Origin of the sequence: Zhihengliuella alba, from assembly GCF_039538765.1 — a bacterium.
In the GTDB taxonomy this organism is placed as follows: domain Bacteria; phylum Actinomycetota; class Actinomycetes; order Actinomycetales; family Micrococcaceae; genus Zhihengliuella; species Zhihengliuella alba.
This window is the reverse complement of sequence record NZ_BAABCJ010000001.1, coordinates 553921-569603: the sequence shown is the minus strand read 5'-3', so window position 1 is coordinate 569603 and position 15683 is coordinate 553921. Positions and strand designations below refer to the sequence as shown.

General features: G+C 70.6%; 12 protein-coding genes and 3 tRNA genes. 11 read left to right on the top strand and 4 right to left on the bottom strand.

Annotated elements, in window-relative coordinates; translation table 11 throughout:
• Positions 1-1683: a polyprenol phosphomannose-dependent alpha 1,6 mannosyltransferase MptB gene (gene mptB / locus ABD784_RS02545; protein ID WP_344879472.1), complete on the top strand. Its 1683-nt coding sequence runs from the start codon at positions 1-3 to the stop codon at positions 1681-1683.
• A gap of 151 nt (positions 1684-1834) precedes the next feature.
• On the opposite strand, the gene ABD784_RS02540 is transcribed toward mptB, so the two are convergent.
• Complete coding sequence (locus ABD784_RS02540) at positions 1835-2461, bottom strand: uracil-DNA glycosylase family protein (RefSeq protein ID WP_344879469.1); 627 nt, start codon at positions 2459-2461, stop codon at positions 1835-1837.
• A 354-nt stretch (positions 2462-2815) separates the two neighbouring features.
• Between ABD784_RS02540 and ABD784_RS02535 the strand changes: the two genes are divergently transcribed.
• From ABD784_RS02535 to ettA, 3 genes are all read left to right on the top strand, one after another.
• Positions 2816-2892 (top strand) — tRNA-Arg (locus ABD784_RS02535).
• A gap of 268 nt (positions 2893-3160) precedes the next feature.
• On the top strand, positions 3161-3826 hold the full coding sequence (locus tag ABD784_RS02530; protein ID WP_344879466.1) for a single-stranded DNA-binding protein: 666 nt from the start codon (positions 3161-3163) through the stop codon (positions 3824-3826).
• A 150-nt stretch (positions 3827-3976) separates the two neighbouring features.
• Positions 3977-5659, top strand: a complete 1683-nt coding sequence (ettA, locus tag ABD784_RS02525; RefSeq protein WP_344879463.1) for an energy-dependent translational throttle protein EttA — start codon at positions 3977-3979, stop codon at positions 5657-5659.
• A 90-nt stretch (positions 5660-5749) separates the two neighbouring features.
• Here ettA and ABD784_RS02520 read toward each other — a convergent pair whose 3' ends face one another.
• Complete coding sequence (locus tag ABD784_RS02520) at positions 5750-6703, bottom strand: acyl-CoA thioesterase (protein WP_344879461.1); 954 nt, start codon at positions 6701-6703, stop codon at positions 5750-5752.
• Positions 6704-6881: 178 nt separating this feature from the next.
• Between ABD784_RS02520 and ABD784_RS02515 the strand changes: the two genes are divergently transcribed.
• Complete coding sequence (locus ABD784_RS02515) at positions 6882-7544, top strand: hypothetical protein (protein WP_344879458.1); 663 nt, start codon at positions 6882-6884, stop codon at positions 7542-7544.
• Here ABD784_RS02515 and ABD784_RS14325 read toward each other — a convergent pair.
• Positions 7541-8443, bottom strand: coding sequence for a globin domain-containing protein (locus ABD784_RS14325; RefSeq protein WP_425582904.1), 903 nt, complete (start codon positions 8441-8443; stop codon positions 7541-7543). The two genes, ABD784_RS02515 and ABD784_RS14325, sit on opposite strands and share 4 nt — an antisense overlap.
• 45 nt (positions 8444-8488) lie before the next feature.
• Positions 8489-11038 (bottom strand): aminopeptidase N, encoded by a 2550-nt coding sequence (gene pepN / locus ABD784_RS02500; RefSeq protein WP_344879455.1) that lies wholly within the window; start codon positions 11036-11038, stop codon positions 8489-8491.
• A 133-nt stretch (positions 11039-11171) separates the two neighbouring features.
• Between pepN and ABD784_RS02495 the strand changes: the two genes are divergently transcribed.
• The 6 genes from ABD784_RS02495 to tig all read left to right on the top strand — a co-directional run bounded on the left by ABD784_RS02495 (position 11172) and on the right by tig (position 15606).
• Complete coding sequence (locus tag ABD784_RS02495) at positions 11172-12239, top strand: lactonase family protein (protein ID WP_344879452.1); 1068 nt, start codon at positions 11172-11174, stop codon at positions 12237-12239.
• A 68-nt stretch (positions 12240-12307) separates the two neighbouring features.
• Positions 12308-12781, top strand: a complete 474-nt coding sequence (locus ABD784_RS02490; protein WP_344879449.1) for a ribose-5-phosphate isomerase — start codon at positions 12308-12310, stop codon at positions 12779-12781.
• A 1-nt stretch (position 12782) separates the two neighbouring features.
• Complete coding sequence (locus ABD784_RS02485) at positions 12783-13670, top strand: Fpg/Nei family DNA glycosylase (RefSeq protein ID WP_344879446.1); 888 nt, start codon at positions 12783-12785, stop codon at positions 13668-13670.
• A gap of 160 nt (positions 13671-13830) precedes the next feature.
• Positions 13831-13901, top strand: a tRNA-Gly gene (locus ABD784_RS02480).
• Between the two features lie 171 nt (positions 13902-14072).
• A tRNA-Pro gene (locus tag ABD784_RS02475) sits at positions 14073-14147 on the top strand.
• A gap of 94 nt (positions 14148-14241) precedes the next feature.
• Positions 14242-15606 carry a trigger factor gene (gene tig / locus ABD784_RS02470; protein ID WP_344879443.1) on the top strand — a complete coding sequence of 455 codons (1365 nt, stop codon included), beginning with the start codon at positions 14242-14244 and terminating at the stop codon, positions 15604-15606.
• The last annotated feature ends 77 nt before the right edge of the window (positions 15607-15683 follow it).

The following is a 15683-nucleotide window of genomic DNA, read 5'->3' as shown; positions in this document are numbered from 1 at the left end:
ATGGCGCCGACCCTGTCGCCGGAGGGGCGCAGCGTCCAGGTCCCCTTCCCGTCCCTCACGGGTCACCTCGACCGCCTGCGGAGCCGGCTCTCCCGGCTCCCCGTGCTCCGCCGCGTCCTGGGCGGCCCCGAGGCCGATGTGCACGTGGTGCTCGCCCAGGGCCTGCTCGCGAGCATCCTCATCATGGTCGGCTCCTGGGGCGTCGGGATGCTGGCGACCAGCCAGGACTCGCTGTTCGCGCGGGCCGCCGTGCTGAACATGCTCCGGGCGGACCCGGCCGTCGTGGTGGCGGCGAGCGTCCTCCTGGCGCTGGGGCTCATGCTGCTCTGCCGCGCCTGGCTCCGACTCGGGCAGCGCACCATGAGCGGCAGCGCGGACCTGACCGTGATCCGCCGCGCCGTGCTGTCCTGGTCGGCACCGATGATGCTGGCCTTCCCGATCTACAGCCGCGATGTGTACTCGTACCTGGCGCAGGGGAGGCTCCTGCACCAGGGGCTGAACCCGTACGAGAACTGGGTCTCGCAACTACCGGGGTGGTACGCCGAGGGCTCCGACAGCCTCTGGTCCGAATCACCCTCCCCCTACGGCCCGCTGTTCCTCATGATCGCGCGTGCCACCTATTTCGCGACGGGGGGAGTGCCGGAGGTCGGCGTGATGGTCCTCCGGCTGTTCGCCGCCGCGGGAGTGCTCGTCTGCCTCTACGCGGTGCCGCGTCTGGCCCGCGACCACGGGGTCTCGCCGTCCTGGGCCACGTGGATCTGCATCGCCAACCCGTTCTTCCTCGTCGCAATGGTCGGCGGTGTGCACAACGACACGGTGATGATCGGCGGAACGCTGCTGGCCTTCGTGCTGATCTATCGAAACCGGCGTGTCCTCGGCATTGTCGCGGTCGGTCTGGCGATCGCGATCAAGCCGATCGTCGTGCTGGCCCTTCCCTTCGTGGGGCTTGCGCTGCTGCGTCGGCCGGCGCAGTCGGACCTGCCGGAGCCGGGCCTCGGGCGGAAGTTCCGCGCGTGGATCGGCGTCGGTCTCGTCGCGGGACTGACGCTGGCGGCCTTCGGTGCCGTGTCGGGGCTCTGGTTCGGCTGGATCTCGGCCATGGCCACCGCCGGCACGGCGGCCTTCCCCTACGCACCCGTCGGCGTGCTCGGCCTGTTCGTCGGGTGGGTCGCGTCGTGGTTCGGCGCGGACTCGACCCTCGTGGCCGGCGTCGTGTACTCGGCCTTCCGGGTGCTCTCCATCGCCTTGACGGTGTGGTGGGCGTTCCGGATCCGCGCCTCGGATGCAGTCCTCGGATGCGCCCTCGCCCTCAGCGCGGCCGCCCTGCTGGCGCCGGTCATCCAGCCCTGGTACCTGCTGTGGCTGGTGCCGCTGTTCGCGGCCCACCGTCGGTACGGCGACCTGCTCGGCATCGCCTGGTACGTCGTCTCGATGGTGCTGGTGCTCCTCGTGGCCATCGAGCAGCTCAGCGTGGCGCAGTGGATCGAACCGCTGCCGGTCCAGATCACCGCCGGCCTCGTCGGGGTCCTGTATCTGGCGTACATCATGCTCGTGGACCCCAAGACGGCGACCCTGTTCGTGCCCCTGCGGGCGTCGATCGTCGACCGGTGGACCCAGCGCGGCGTGCGGGCCGGCAGCACCGCGTCCGGCCGCGGGGAAGCAGGCCCGCCCCCACGGGAGTAGAACCCAGCCGGAGCTTCGGCGGGCCATGAAAAACGGCGGCGCGCCGCCCACAGCAGCCCCGCAGGGCCGGTGGGCGGCGCGCCGCCGTCATGCTCTCCGTCGCGGTCGGCGACGCCCGAGCCGTGGCTCCTCAGGGCGTGCCGCTGCGCCGTCAGCGCGTGGGGGCGATGCCCGTCCGGGCCATCGCATCGGCGTACGCCGCGCGGATCTCCTCGAGATGGGCGTGCTGGCGCTCGGGCGAACCAGCGAAGGCACGGCCGCCGAGCGACTTGACCTTGTAGACCTTGAAGCCCCGTCGCCACAGCAGCGGGTTCTCGGTCTTCAGCAGCTGCTCGACGAGTCGGTGCGCCTCGGTGCCGTGGGCGACGATCACGGAGGCCCGGGGGACCACCTTCAGCATGCGCAGCAGCGGCTTCAGGCCAGAGGTGATCTGTGCGGGCTGGAGACGACCATTGGCTTCGCCCGGCGTGTGCCAGGGGTGGACGTTCCACGGCATGATGTACTCCGGCCGCAGGCCCAGCTGCCACTGGAGGCCCAGGAGGCGCGTAATCGCGTCGGGTTCACCGGCGGAGATGAAGCCCGACGCGTCGGCGGTCCCGACGTTGGAGAACAAGGAGACGATCTTGGCCTGGTCGGCGTCGTGCACCGGATCGACGTAGCTGACCGAGGACTCCGGGCGCAGGGCCTGGGTCTCGTCCAGGATGCGGTTCACCGGCAGGATGTGCTCCTCGTATCGGCGATCCCACAGGGTCATCGGTTCAGATGCAACAGCGGTCATAGAGAGGCGCAACTCCTTGAGGTGTTTCGAGCGCGCTCGGCAGCGCGAGCGGCGAGTGGGAAGATCGAGGAATTCCGGGCCGGGCGGGATCGGGCGGTCCGATGCAGCGGTCCGGGTGCGGGCGCGCGGTGGCGCGCCGACGGGTGTCTGGTACTAGGTTACCAATGCGTGAACGCGGCGTGGGCCGCCGGTGAAGCCGCCGCCATGAGATCCTTCCCACCGCGCCGCGACTTGACGTGCCGGAGTCCTCGGCGATGCGGCCCCCTCGGTGCGAACCGTTAGAATAGACGGCGTACGCGGCCGGGCCGTGTCCCGCCGGCCGAACTCGGCTGTGGGGACCGCACCGGCTCACCAGCCTCCGTAGCTCAGTTGGATAGAGCAGCAGCCTTCTAATCTGCCGGTCGCGCGTTCGAGTCGCGCCGGGGGCACCACAACGGCCCAGTCAGCACCGAGTCCGTCGGCGCCGGCGGGCCGTTCTCGTCATTCCGGCAGAGGCTCGGAGCCACCCGGACCTGGTGGAACGTCGCCGAGTCCTCCTCCACAGCCCGTGCGGCGACACGGAGTCCTCCACACTCCCCGCGGGCCGAATCGGCCCGCTTTGCTTCCCCTCCGAGACTTGAGGCAGCGGGCGCCCTTCTCAGGAAGGGCGCTTGCAGGCCAGAGCACCCGACGGGTGCGTGGAGGAGACAGGAGAGGGACATGAGCGACTACATCACGATCAGCGGCAACCTCGGCGCGGATCCCACCTACAGCAACAAGAGCGGTACACCCGTGACGCGATTCAGCGTCGGCTCCACCGAGCGACGCTTCAACGTCGAGAGCGGGAAGTGGGAGGACGGGCACACGAACTGGCATCGGGTCGTCGCCTTCCGCAACCTTGCAGTGAATGCTCACGCGGCCCTCCGCAAGGGCCACCCCGTGGTGGTCCATGGCCGGCTCCGGAATTCGCGGTTCAACAAGGGAGACGAGCAGAACCCGGACTGGGTCTACTTCACGAGCCTCGAGGCCGACCACGTCGGGCACGATCTGGTCGCCGGGCACACGACCTTCTTCAAGGGCGTGCACGCCGAGCCGGGCGAATCGGCCTCTGCCAGCGCCGATGGGGCCGCCGGTACGTCCGGCCGGGACTTCGGCGTCGGGCCGGATCCGGCGTTCGCCCCCGACGAGACCAGCCGGGGAGCGGGGGAGGCGGCCCGGCTCTCCGGGGCGCACGAGGGAGAGCCGACGGCTGCCTCGGGGACCGGACGGTGTGACGACGGCGACGGAGCCGACGGCGACGCCGCAACGGCGGACCCCGACAGCGGCGGGGGCGGCGTCCGCGACGAAGGGAGCGCATGGCGGCAGGACCGGCCGCTCGTCGCCTGAGGAGGCACCGCCGTGGTTCGGCCGCCGCCCGGCTCGCACTGGCGTGCGGCGGCCGGATCCCCTGGGGGCGCACCGGTTGCCTCGCGGGGCGCGCCGATGCGGTGCGTCCCGCGATATGAACTCTGGGGAGGCACCGACTAGCCTTGGGGTATGGCCGAATTTATCTACACCATGACCAAGGCTCGCAAGGCCGTTGGCGACAAACTCATTCTGGACGACGTCACCATGTCGTTCTACCCCGGCGCCAAGATCGGCGTCGTCGGCCCGAACGGAGCCGGCAAGTCGACCATCCTGAAGATCATGGCCGGCCTGGACACGCCGTCCAACGGCGAGGCGCGCCTGTCTCCCGGCTACAGCGTGGGCATCCTCCTGCAGGAACCGCCGCTGAACGAGGAGAAGACGGTCCTCGGGAACGTCCAGGAGGGCGTGGGCGAGATCTACGGGAAGATCACCCGGTTCAACCAGATCTCCGAGGAGATGGCGCAGCCGGACGCCGACTTCGACTCCCTGATGGAGGAGATGGGCAAGCTCCAGGAGGAGATCGACGCCGCCGACGCGTGGGACATCGACAGCCAGCTCGAGCAGGCGATGGATGCGCTGCGCTGCCCGCCGGGCGACGCTCCCGTGACCCACCTCTCCGGTGGCGAGCGACGCCGCGTCGCGCTGTGCAAGCTCCTGCTGCAGAAGCCCGACCTGCTGCTCCTCGACGAGCCGACCAACCACCTCGACGCCGAGTCCGTCCTCTGGCTCGAGCAGCACCTGGCGTCGTACCCCGGCGCCGTCCTGGCCGTCACGCACGATCGCTACTTCCTCGACCACGTCGCGGAGTGGATCTGCGAGGTCGACCGCGGCCGGCTGTACCCCTACGAGGGCAACTACTCCACCTACCTCGAGAAGAAGCGCGAGCGCCTGGCCGTCCAGGGCAAGAAGGACGCCAAACTCGCCAAGCGCCTCTCCGACGAGCTCGACTGGGTCCGCTCCTCCTCCAAGGGCCGACAGACCAAGTCCAAGGCCCGTCTGGCCCGCTACGAGGAGATGGCGGCCGAGGCCGAGCGCACCCGGAAGCTGGACTTCGAGGAGATCCAGATCCCGCCGGGACCGCGCCTGGGCAATCAGGTCATCGAGGCGAGCGACCTGCGGAAGGGCTTCGGCGATCGGATCCTGATCGACGGGCTCTCCTTCTCGCTCCCGCGCAACGGCATCGTCGGCGTGATCGGGCCGAATGGTGTCGGCAAGTCGACGCTGTTCAAGACCATCGTCGGCATGGAGGAACTCGACGGCGGCGAGCTGAAGATCGGCGACACGGTCAAGATCTCGTACGTCGATCAGAACCGCACCGGCATCGATCCGAACAAGACGCTCTGGGAGGTCGTCTCCGACGGCCTCGACTACATCCAGGTCGGCAACGTCGAGATGCCCTCGCGCGCCTATGTCTCCGCCTTCGGCTTCAAGGGCCCGGATCAGCAGAAGCCGGCCGGCATCCTCTCCGGCGGTGAGCGCAATCGCCTGAACCTGGCGCTGACCCTCAAGCAGGGCGGCAACCTCCTGCTCCTCGACGAGCCGACCAACGATCTCGACGTCGAGACGCTCTCGTCGTTGGAGAATGCGTTGCTGGAGTTCCCCGGCTGCGCCGTGGTCGTTTCCCACGACCGGTGGTTCCTCGACCGCGTGGCCACGCACATCCTCGCGTTCGAGGGCACGGACGAGAACCCGGCTGACTGGTACTGGTTCGAGGGCAACTTCGACTCCTACGAAGCCAACAAGGTCGAGCGCCTCGGGGCCGATGCGGCCAAGCCGCACCGCGTCACCCACCGCCGCCTGACGCGCGACTAGCAGAGCTCACGGCGCCCCGCGCCGTCGACGGGAAGGGCCAGCACCGCCTCGGTGCTGGCCCTTCCCGTCTGCCGTCCCCGTGCCGGCGGATCAGCGCCGGCGCTTGTCCAGTCTCCGCACTGCAGCCTTGGCGACTGAGAGCCTGGCACGCTCCAGCACGCTGGTCTCGCGGTACTCCGGCAGCCGCACCATGCCCTCTTGAGCGACCGAGGCGACCAGCTGCCCCTCCTGGTAGAACCGGCCCGTGCTCAGACCGCGGGCACCGGAGGCGCTGGGGCTCTCCTGCACGTAGAGCATCCACTCGTCGACACGGACGGGGCGATGCCACCACATGGCATGGTCCAGGCTCGCCACGCTCATCCCCGGGGTCACCCAGGAGACGCCGTGCCGGCGGAGGATCGATTCCAGAAGGGTGTAGTCGCTGCCGAAGGCGAGCGCGGCACGGTGCAGCTCCTGCCCGCCGGGCATCGGCCCGAGCGTCTTCATCCAGACCGCGTTCGAGGCCTGGCGCTCCTCGCCTTCTGGCGCGTGGAGGTAGATGGGCTCCTGCACATGGCGGATGTCGAAGGGCCGGTTGAAGGCCCAGTCCTGGGCGGCCGGATGGTCGATGTCCCCCAGAATGTCCGCGGTCGTCGGCAGGGACTCCGGCCCGGGCAGCCCCTCCGGCATCGGCGTCTGGTGCTCCAGTCCCTCGGACTCCGTGTTGAAGGAGGCGATCATGGAGAGGATCGGCTGGCCCTTCTGGTACGCGTGGACCCGCCGCGCCGAGAACGAGCGACCGTCGCGGAGTCGCTGCACCCCGAACGTGATGGGCTCCGATGCGTCGCCCGGCCGCAGGAAGTAGCCGTGCATGGAGTGGACGGGCCGGTCGGGCTCCACGGTGCGGGTCGCGGCGACGATCGACTGCGCGAGCACCTGCCCGCCGAAGACGCGGTGGTGGGGCTGTTCCGGGTTCACGCCCACGAAGATGTCCTCGTCGGTCCGGATCCCGTCGTGCTGGAGGTCCAGCAGCGCCTGGAGGCCGGACGCATCACCAATTCGCACCTGGCAGCAACTCCTCGTGGTTCGTGGTTGGTGGGCCGTGGGGTCCGGCCCGCAGTCCGGGTGTGGATCCGCCCCGGACTGAGACAGACAGTATCGGCGCGGGTGGTTACCGACAAGTAGGCGGCTCTGCGGGGCCCGCCACGGGCGGGCCGGCGGTCAGGGGTGACAGGATGGTCCCATGCAACGCCTCCAGCATCTCGTCTTCAGCGACACCGACACCATGGCGGACCTCCGCACGCTCCTCGGCCGGGCGCGCACCGTGCAGGACGGGGAGGTCGCGCTCGTCGCCCGCGGTCAGGCGCTGGCGGTCTACGTGCCGGCACTGGTGCCGGACGGTCTGGGCAGCGGGACGCCGACGGTCCTGGGCATGCGGGCGCTGCGGCTCGCGGAGCCCGCCGAGGGCACGTGGGTGTTCCCGCTCGGAGCGGTGACCGACCGGCTGGCGCGTATGAGCCCGCTCGACACCTCCCTGCAGCTGCCGCCGGCCGAGACGCCGGCCTCCTGGGCGGGCGTCCTGGCCCCCATCAGCGGATGGGAGGAGCAGGGGGAGTTCGACGCCGAGGCTCTCCGCGCCGTCGCCGAGTCGGGTATCCGTGCCGTCGCCGAGGCGCTCCCGGAGAACGCGGGGCGCCCGGTCGTCGCGTCCGTCCGGGCACGCGTCTGGGCCGGCCCGTGCGCCCTGCAGCCCGTTCCTGAGCTGCCCGCCGGCGCCGCGTTCGCGGCGCAGACGCTGGGCTTCCTGCCGCCGGCCGGTGCGGTCAAGGTCCTGCGCAACGGTCCCTGGCGCCGGCTCTCGACCGCCGCCGGCCAGGTGCTGGTCCGGCAGGGTGCCACGCTCTAGAGCAGCCGCAGTCCCTGGGAATGGGGCTGGTCCGGCGTGTTGACCAGCGAGTGCGCCGCGCGCTCCAGATAGTCCCAGAGGACCTCGTGCTGCAGGGGCGGCAGCTCGAGGGACTCGACCGCGGCCCGCATGTGGGCGAGCCACTTGTCACGCGCAGCCGAGTTGACCTTGTAGGGCATATGGCGCATGCGCAGGCGCGGGTGCCCCCGGGTCTCCGAATACGTCTTCGGGCCTCCCCAGTACTGCTCGAGGAAGAGCTGCAGCCGCTCGGCCGCGGGTCCCAGATCCTCCTCCGGATACATGGCCCGGAACTCCGGGTCGGCGGCGACCCCCTCGTAGAACTTGGCGGCCAGGCGCCTGAACGTCTCCTTGCCGCCGATCTGCGCGTAGAACGTCCCCGCGTACTCGTCGGGGTCCTCGGACCGCTCCGGCTCCGGCGCGACGGGTTCGTGCTGCACGGGGAAGTTCACGCTGCGGGCGATGAAGCAGACCCGGTTGGCCTCGGCGTGCAGAGTGTCGGCCAGCTCGCGCTGGGCCTCGTCGGCGAGCGTCACACGCGGCCGCAGGACCGCCTCCGTGAATTCTCCGCTGCCGTCCCGGTTGAGCCGCAGCGTCCCCGCGGCCTCGTCGGTGTAGCCGGTGACCACCACGCCGCGTTTCACGGCGATGTGGAGGTAGGAGAGCATATGGCATTGGCTCAGCGCCGCCAGCAGCAGCTGCTCGGGATTCCACCGGTCCTTGTCGCCGTGGAACGTCGGGTCCGCGGTGCCGGGCAGGTCGGGCAGGCCCGCCGCCCGGACCACGTGGTCCCGTCCGTACGAACGGTAGTCCTGGGTGCCGGTGCCCCGGGCACCGGTCCACTCGAGGCTGATCTCGTAGGTGTGCTGGCTCAGATCCATGCCTTAAACGTACGCCGGAACGGGGTGCCGGGTCGCGTCGGCCCGCTACTCGCCGCGGTCGGCGGTGCGGGCCCGGAGGGCGCGCACGACGCCGTCCCGGTTCTCGAGCATCAGCCGGCGCAGTGCGGCCGAGTCGTCGTCCAGACCGGCCAGGAAGACGTCCGTGGCCTCGAGCGTCGCCTCCGAGACCTGGGCCGACGGATAGAGGCCCACCACGATCTGCTGGGCGATCTCGTAGCTGCGCTCCTCCCAGACCTTGCCGGCCGAGGCGAAGTACTCCTCAGCGAATCCGGCGATCAGCGCCGCGTCGTGGACCCGGTTGAACCCGGCGATCGCCTGCCGCTGGTGTGTGTTGGACAGCTCCCGCCCGTGCACGACGGCGTCGAACGCCCTCCGCTTGGCCTCCGCGGTGGGCACGGCGGCCCGGGCGAGCTCGGCGTTCAAGTGCCCTTTGGCCGTGTCGTCGCGGGCCAGCTCGGCGGCGATCGCATCCGTCCCCGCACGGCCCCCGGCGACCAACGCGGTGAGCAGCTCCCAGCGCAGGTCCGCGTCGATCTCCAGCCCCTCCAGCCGCGTCTCACCGGCGAGGAGGGCCTCCACGGCATCGAGCTGCTCGGCGGACCGGGACCGGAGGGCGAAGGCCTTGGCGAGCTGGAGCTGGTGGTCCGAGCCCGGGGCGGCCGCCCGCGCCAGGGCCCCCAGCCGGTCCGCGGCGTCGACCGACGCCTCCGCGGCGTGGGACGGGTCCAGGTAGAAGTCCAGCACCGTGCCGAGCTGGCGCAGGAGGACCAGCACCACGGAGGAGTCGGACTCCTCGGCGATATTGTTCAGCACCAGCTCCACGAAGTCGCGCCCCCGCGTCTCGCCGTCGCGCGCGGCATCCCACGCCGCGCCCCAGACGAGCGTGCGCGGCAGGGACTCCCGGAAGTCCTTGAGGTGCCTCAGCGCCGTGGCCTGGGAGACGTCGTCGAGCCGAATCTTGGCGTAGGCCAGGTCGTCGTCGTTGAGCAGGACCAGATCGGGCCGCTGGCGGCCGACCAGGCCGGGCACCGGTGTGGACTCCCCGGCGACGTCCAGCTCCTCGCGGTGGGTGCGCACCAACCCGCCGTCCGCGAGGTCGTAGAAGCCGACCGCGAGCCGGTGGGGCCGGATCGTCGGGTGCTCGGCCGGCGCCGACTGCTCGATCGAGAACGACGTGAGGACGCCGTCGTCGTCCACCTCCAGGCGGGGGACCAGCTTGTTCACGCCCGCGGTCTCCAGCCAGAGCCGGCTCCACTCGGTCAGCTCGCGACCGGAGGCGGCCTCCAGCTCGGTCATCAGGTCCGCCAGCTCCGTGTTGCCGAAGGCGTGCTTTCCGAAGTAGGCGCGCACGCCCGCCATGAACTGCTCCTGGCCCACCCAGGCGACGAGCTGCCGCAGCACCGAGGCGCCCTTGGCGTAGGTGATGCCGTCGAAGTTGACCTGCACGTCCTCCAGGTCGCGGATCTCCGCGACGATCGGGTGCGTGGTCGGCAGCTGGTCCTGGCGGTACGCCCACGACTTCTCCATCGACGCGAAGGTCGTCCAGGACTGTGTGAACTCGGTGTTCTCGGCCGCGGCGAGCGTGGACATGAACTCGGCGAACGATTCGTTGAGCCAGAGGTCGTTCCACCAGCGCATGGTGACCAGGTCGCCGAACCACATGTGCGCCAGCTCGTGCAGGACCGTGATCGCGCGGCGCTCCACCATGGCGTCGGTGGGCCGCGAGCGGAAGACGTAGTTCTCCAGGAACGTGACGGCTCCGGCGTTCTCCATGGCGCCCGCGTTGAACTCGGGGACGAACAGCTGGTCGTACTTCGGGAACGGGTACGGCGTGCCGAACTGGGCCTCGAAGAACTCGAAGCCTCGGCGGGTGAGCTCGAAGATGTTCTCGGCGTCGAGGTGCTCCATGAGCGAGGCACGGGCGAAGACGCCCAGCGGGATCGTCCGGCCGTCGGAGCTGGTGAGCTCGCTGCGCACCGAGCGGTACGGGCCGGCGATCAGCGCGGTGATGTAGGAGGACATGCGCAGGGTCGGCTCGAACCTCCACGTCTTCGCACCCTCGCCGGCGGCCGCGGGCTCGGGCGTGGGGGAGTTGGACACCACGTCCCAGTGCGACGGCGCCGTCACCGTGAACTGGAACGTCGCCTTCAGGTCGGGCTGCTCGAACACGGCGAACATGCGCCGCGAGTCGGGCACCTCGAACTGGGTGTAGAGGTAGACCTCGCCGTCGACCGGGTCGACGAAGCGGTGCAGGCCCTCACCGGTGTTCGTGTAGAGCCCGTCGGCGACGACCTGCAGCTCGTTGTGCTCGGCGAGGCCGGGCAGCTGGATGCGCACGCCGTCGGAGAGCTCCGCGGGGTCCAGCTCCGCGCCATTGAGCGTGATCGAGTGGACGGTGTCCGTCACCGCGTCGATGAACGTCGAGGCGCCCTCGCGTGCGGCGAACCGCACCGTGGTGGTGGACCCGAAGACGCGGTCCCCGCGGGTGAGGTCCAGCTCGACGCTGTAGGCGTCGACGGAGACGAGGCCGGCGCGTTCGCGCGCCTCCTCGCGGGTGAGATTCAATCCGGGCACGGTGCCTCCTGGTCGGCAGAGTCTTGCAGCAACGATCTGAAAGGGTCGTTGGATAACGTACCCAGTCTGTCACCAGTAGAGCCTATTGGCCTAGGGTTGTCGTGAAATGGAAGCCGCCGAACAGGAGCCCCGCATGAGCACCCCCTTCACCGCGACGCACGACCTCTACGTCGCCGGCGCCGGTGCCGGCGTGATCGACCGGATCGAGTTCGACGCGACCACCGGTCGCCTCTCCGACCCGGGGGAGACCTACCCGGCCGCCAAGGTCCGTGCGCTGGCCACGGCCACGGACGGTCGCCTCCTCTACGCGGGCCAGACCACGGACCCGCCCGTGGCGCAGGCCTTCAGCCGGGCCCCGGCGGGCGCGCTCGCCCCGCTGGCCACGGCGCGGCTCGGCGACAGCACCGCGTACATCGCCCTGACCGCCGACGGAACCGCCCTGTTCAGTGCCTCCTACCACGGCAGCTCCGTCCACATGCTCGAGATCGACGACGACGGCGTGCCCGTGCCGCCCCCGGTGGAGGCCCCCGGCGTGGGGGAGAAGGCCCACTCCGCCCTGCCCTCGCCGGACGGGCGCCATCTCTACGCGGCCTCGCTCGGCTCGGACGCCGTCGTCGTCTACCGCCGGTCCGAGGGCCGGTTGGAGGAAGTCCAGCGCGTCGCCGCCCCGGCGGGCTCCGGCCCGCGCCACTCCCGATTCGACCCGAGTGGACGGCGCCTCTACGTCCTGCACGAGATGTCCGGCCTCGTCGCCGTGTTCGACCGCGACGCCGAGTCGGGCGAGCTCACGGAGATCCAGCAGATCTCCTCGATCCCGGACGACCTGGGTCTCACGCCGGGCTTCGCCCGCGAGCCCGGCGGTCCGACGCCGGGCCCCGACGCCATCTGGTGCGCCGACCTCCACTTCGGCTGCGGGGGCAGGTTCCTCTACACCACCGAGCGCTCCACGTCCACGGTGACCGGCTTCGCGGTCGATCTCGCGAGCGGCGAGCTCGCCTACGTCGGCACCTGGGGCACGCAGCAGCAGCCCCGGGGCGCCGCCGTCGTCTCCGCGGCGGGAACCGAGCACCTCCTGGTCGCCGGTGAGGCATCCGGCACCCTCGGCGCCTACCGCCTGGACCCCGCCACCGGGATCCCGACCGAGACGGACGCGACCCGGACCAGCGAGGGCCCGCTCTGGGTCACACCGGTTCCCCGCTAGCGTCCGCGGCGCGAGCACTCGGTAAGGTGGTGGGGCACCCGCCCCGAGTACCGAGAACGAAGAGGACTATGCGCGTACACATCGCCACCGACCACGCCGGCATGGAGCTGAGCGCCCACCTGGCCGAGCACCTGGCCGCCCAGGGCTACGAGATGGTGGACCACGGACCCCGCGAGTACGACGCCGAGGACGACTACCCGGCCTTCTGCATCGACGCGGCCGAGGCCGTCGTCGCCGACCAGGCGGCCGGCCTGGAAGCACTCGGCATCGTGCTCGGCGGCTCGGGCAACGGCGAGCAGATCGCTGCCAACAAGGTCAAGGGCGTCCGCGCCGCGCTCGCCTGGAATCTCGAGACCGCCAAGCTCGCGCGGGACCACAACGACGCCAACGTCGTGGCCCTCGGCGGGCGCCAGCACAGCCTCGAGGAGGCGACGGCGATCATCGAGGCCTTCCTGGCGGAGCCGTTCTCCGGCGCCGAGCGGCACGCACGGCGCATCGGCAAGATTGCGACCTACGAGCAGACCGGCGAGATCGTCCGCTAGCGTGCCCGAGGGACACTCGATCCACCGGCTGGCCCGTCAGTTCAGCGACGTCTTCGGCGGCCACCGCGTGGCCGTCACCAGCCCCCAGGGGCGCTTCGCCGACGGCGCCCGGCGGCTGGACGGCCGCACCCTCCTCGGTGGGACCGCGCACGGCAAGCAGCTGTTCGTCGAGTTCGAGGACGGGCTCTACCTGCGCGTGCACCTCGGCCTCTACGGGGCCTTCAGCTTCGGCGGGGACGAGTACTTCACGGGGGCCTCGAGCATCGGCGCCCCGCGCCGGATCGGAGAGCGCGAGGACGCCCCCGTGGAGGCCGAGGCGTACCAGGGGCCGCCGGCGCCCGTGGGACAGGTCCGGGTCCGGATCGCGAGCCAGCACGGCTGGGCGGACCTGCGCGGCGCCTCGGTCTGCGAGGTACTGACGCCCGGCGAGGTCGACGCCGTGCGCGCCAGGCTCGGCCCCGACCCGCTCCGGACCGACGACGAGGGCCGGCGTGCCCTGTTCCACCGGCGCATGCGCACCAGGACGGGCATCGGCGTCGCGCTGATGGACCAGTCCCGCGTCGCCGGCGTGGGGAACATCTACCGTGCGGAGAGCCTCTTCCGCTGCCGGATCGATCCGCGGCGGCCCGCCGCCGAGGTCGATGCCGCCCGGTTGGACGGCCTGTGGGATGACCTCTGCGCTCTGATGGCCGCGGGCGTCCGGGACGGGCGGATCATCACGACCGAGGCCGCCGACCGCCCCGATCCCGAGTCGCCCGTGTGGCCCGAGCAGGCGTACTACGTGTACCAGCGTGCGGGGCAGGCGTGCCGCCGGTGCGGCGGAGCCGTCCGGATGGCCGAGGTCTCCGCCCGGAAGCTCTACTGGTGCCCCGGCTGCCAGGCGGCATGACTCGACCGCTGCGTGGACGGCGCCCGAGGCGAGTGCCGCGCCGGAGGGCCGGGCGGCGTCGCGATGAGAGCCGGCGCGTGCGGGGGAGCGGCGATTTGGCGGCCCTCCGCGGTGACTGCTAATCTTCTGCAGTCGGAACCGGGGCGATCCGGTTTCTTGCGGGGATGTAGCTTAATGGTAAAGCCTCAGTCTTCCAAACTGATGACGCGGGTTCGATTCCCGTCATCCCCTCGCATCCCCTGACTTCGCACCACCGGAAGCGGTCCGCCACAGCGGGCCGCTTCTTGCGTTCCGGCACCGGCCGGATGCCGTCGCGCCGGCTGTATCGGCGCCCGCGGCCCGCGGGACGGGTGATTCGCGGTTGGCCCGCGTGTCTGCGTAGACTGGCTCTTGCACTAAATTCGGGGTGTAGCTCAGCTTGGCGAGAGCGCGCGCTTTGGGAGCGTGAGGTCGCAGGTTCAAATCCTGTCACCCCGACTCTGTATATGGTCGTCCCCCTCCGCTGCCGCGAGGGGGCGACCGTCGACCAGAGCCCCCCACGACACCGAATCCATTTCAGGAGAAATACGCTGTGAAGAGCGCCGTCGAAAATCTCAGCCCCACCCGGGTCAAGCTCAACGTCGAGGTTCCGCTGGCCGAGCTTCAGCCAAGCATCGACGCCGCCTACAAGTCGATCTCGCAGCAGATTCAGGTGCCGGGCTTCCGCAAGGGCAAGGTCCCGAACGCCCTCATCGACCAGCGCGTCGGCCGCGGCTACGTCATCGAGACGGCCGTCAACGAGTCCCTCAACGGCCTGTACCAGAAGGCCATGACGGAGAACGACCTCGTGCCGCTCTCGCGTCCCGAGGTCGAGGTCAACGAGCTCCCGGGCCTCGAGGAGGCTGCCGAGGGCCAGCTGAGCTTCGCCGTCGAGGTGGACGTCCGCCCGACCGTCGAGCTGCCCGACTACGCGGGCCTCGAGGTCCAGGTCGACGCCGCCGAGGCGGGCGACGAGGATGTCCAGAACGCGCTCGACGAGCTGCGCGGCCGCTTCGGCACGCTGAAGTCCGTCGATCGTCCGGCTGCCGACGACGACTTCCTGACGATCGACCTCACGGCCACCGTCGACGGCGAGGAGGTCGACTCCGCGGCGGACCTGTCCTACCAGGTCGGTTCGGGCACGATGCTCGACGGCATGGACGAGGCCGTCAAGGGCCTCTCGGCCGGCGAGGACGCCATCTTCGAGACCACGCTGGCCGGCGGCGAGCACTCCGGCGAGACCGCCGAGGTCAAGGTCGTCGTGAAGGCCGTCAAGGAGCGCGAGCTTCCCGAGGCCAACGACGACTTCGCCCAGCTCGCCTCCGAGTTCGACACGATCGACGAGCTGAAGGCCGACTTGGCCAAGCAGGCCGCCGAGGGCAAGGTCACCGAGCAGGGCGTCCAGGCGCGCGACCTGGTCCTGGACAAGCTCCTCGAGCTGGTCGAGGTTCCGGTCCCCGACTCCGTCATCGACGACCAGGTCGAGCAGCACTTCTCGCAGGGCGAGCACAGCGAGGGCGACGAGCACGACACCGACGAGCACCGCGCCGAGGTCCGCGAGAACACCGCCAAGGCCTTCAAGAACGAGCTCGTCCTCGACGCCGTCGCCGAGAAGGAGGAGGTCACGGTCGAGCAGTCCGAGCTGATCGACTACATCGTGCAGACCGCCTCGCAGTACGGCATGGACCCGAACCAGTTCGCCCAGATGCTCGACGGCGCCGGCCAGGTCCCGATGATCGTCGGCGAGGTCCGCCGCCGCAAGGCGCTCGCGAAGGTCCTCGAGCTGGCCAAGGTCACGGACAGCGACGGCAAGGAGGTCGACCTGACGTCCTTCGTGCGCCCGCAGGGCGAGGACGCGGCCGAGTCGGCGTCGTCGTCCTCCTCCGCGTCGTCGGCGTCCGCCGACAGCGCCGAGTAGCACCGAAGCACCATTGCGGCGACCGCCGCAGCCCGGGCGGGCCCGGAACGCACACCGCGTTCCGGGCCCGCCCGCGG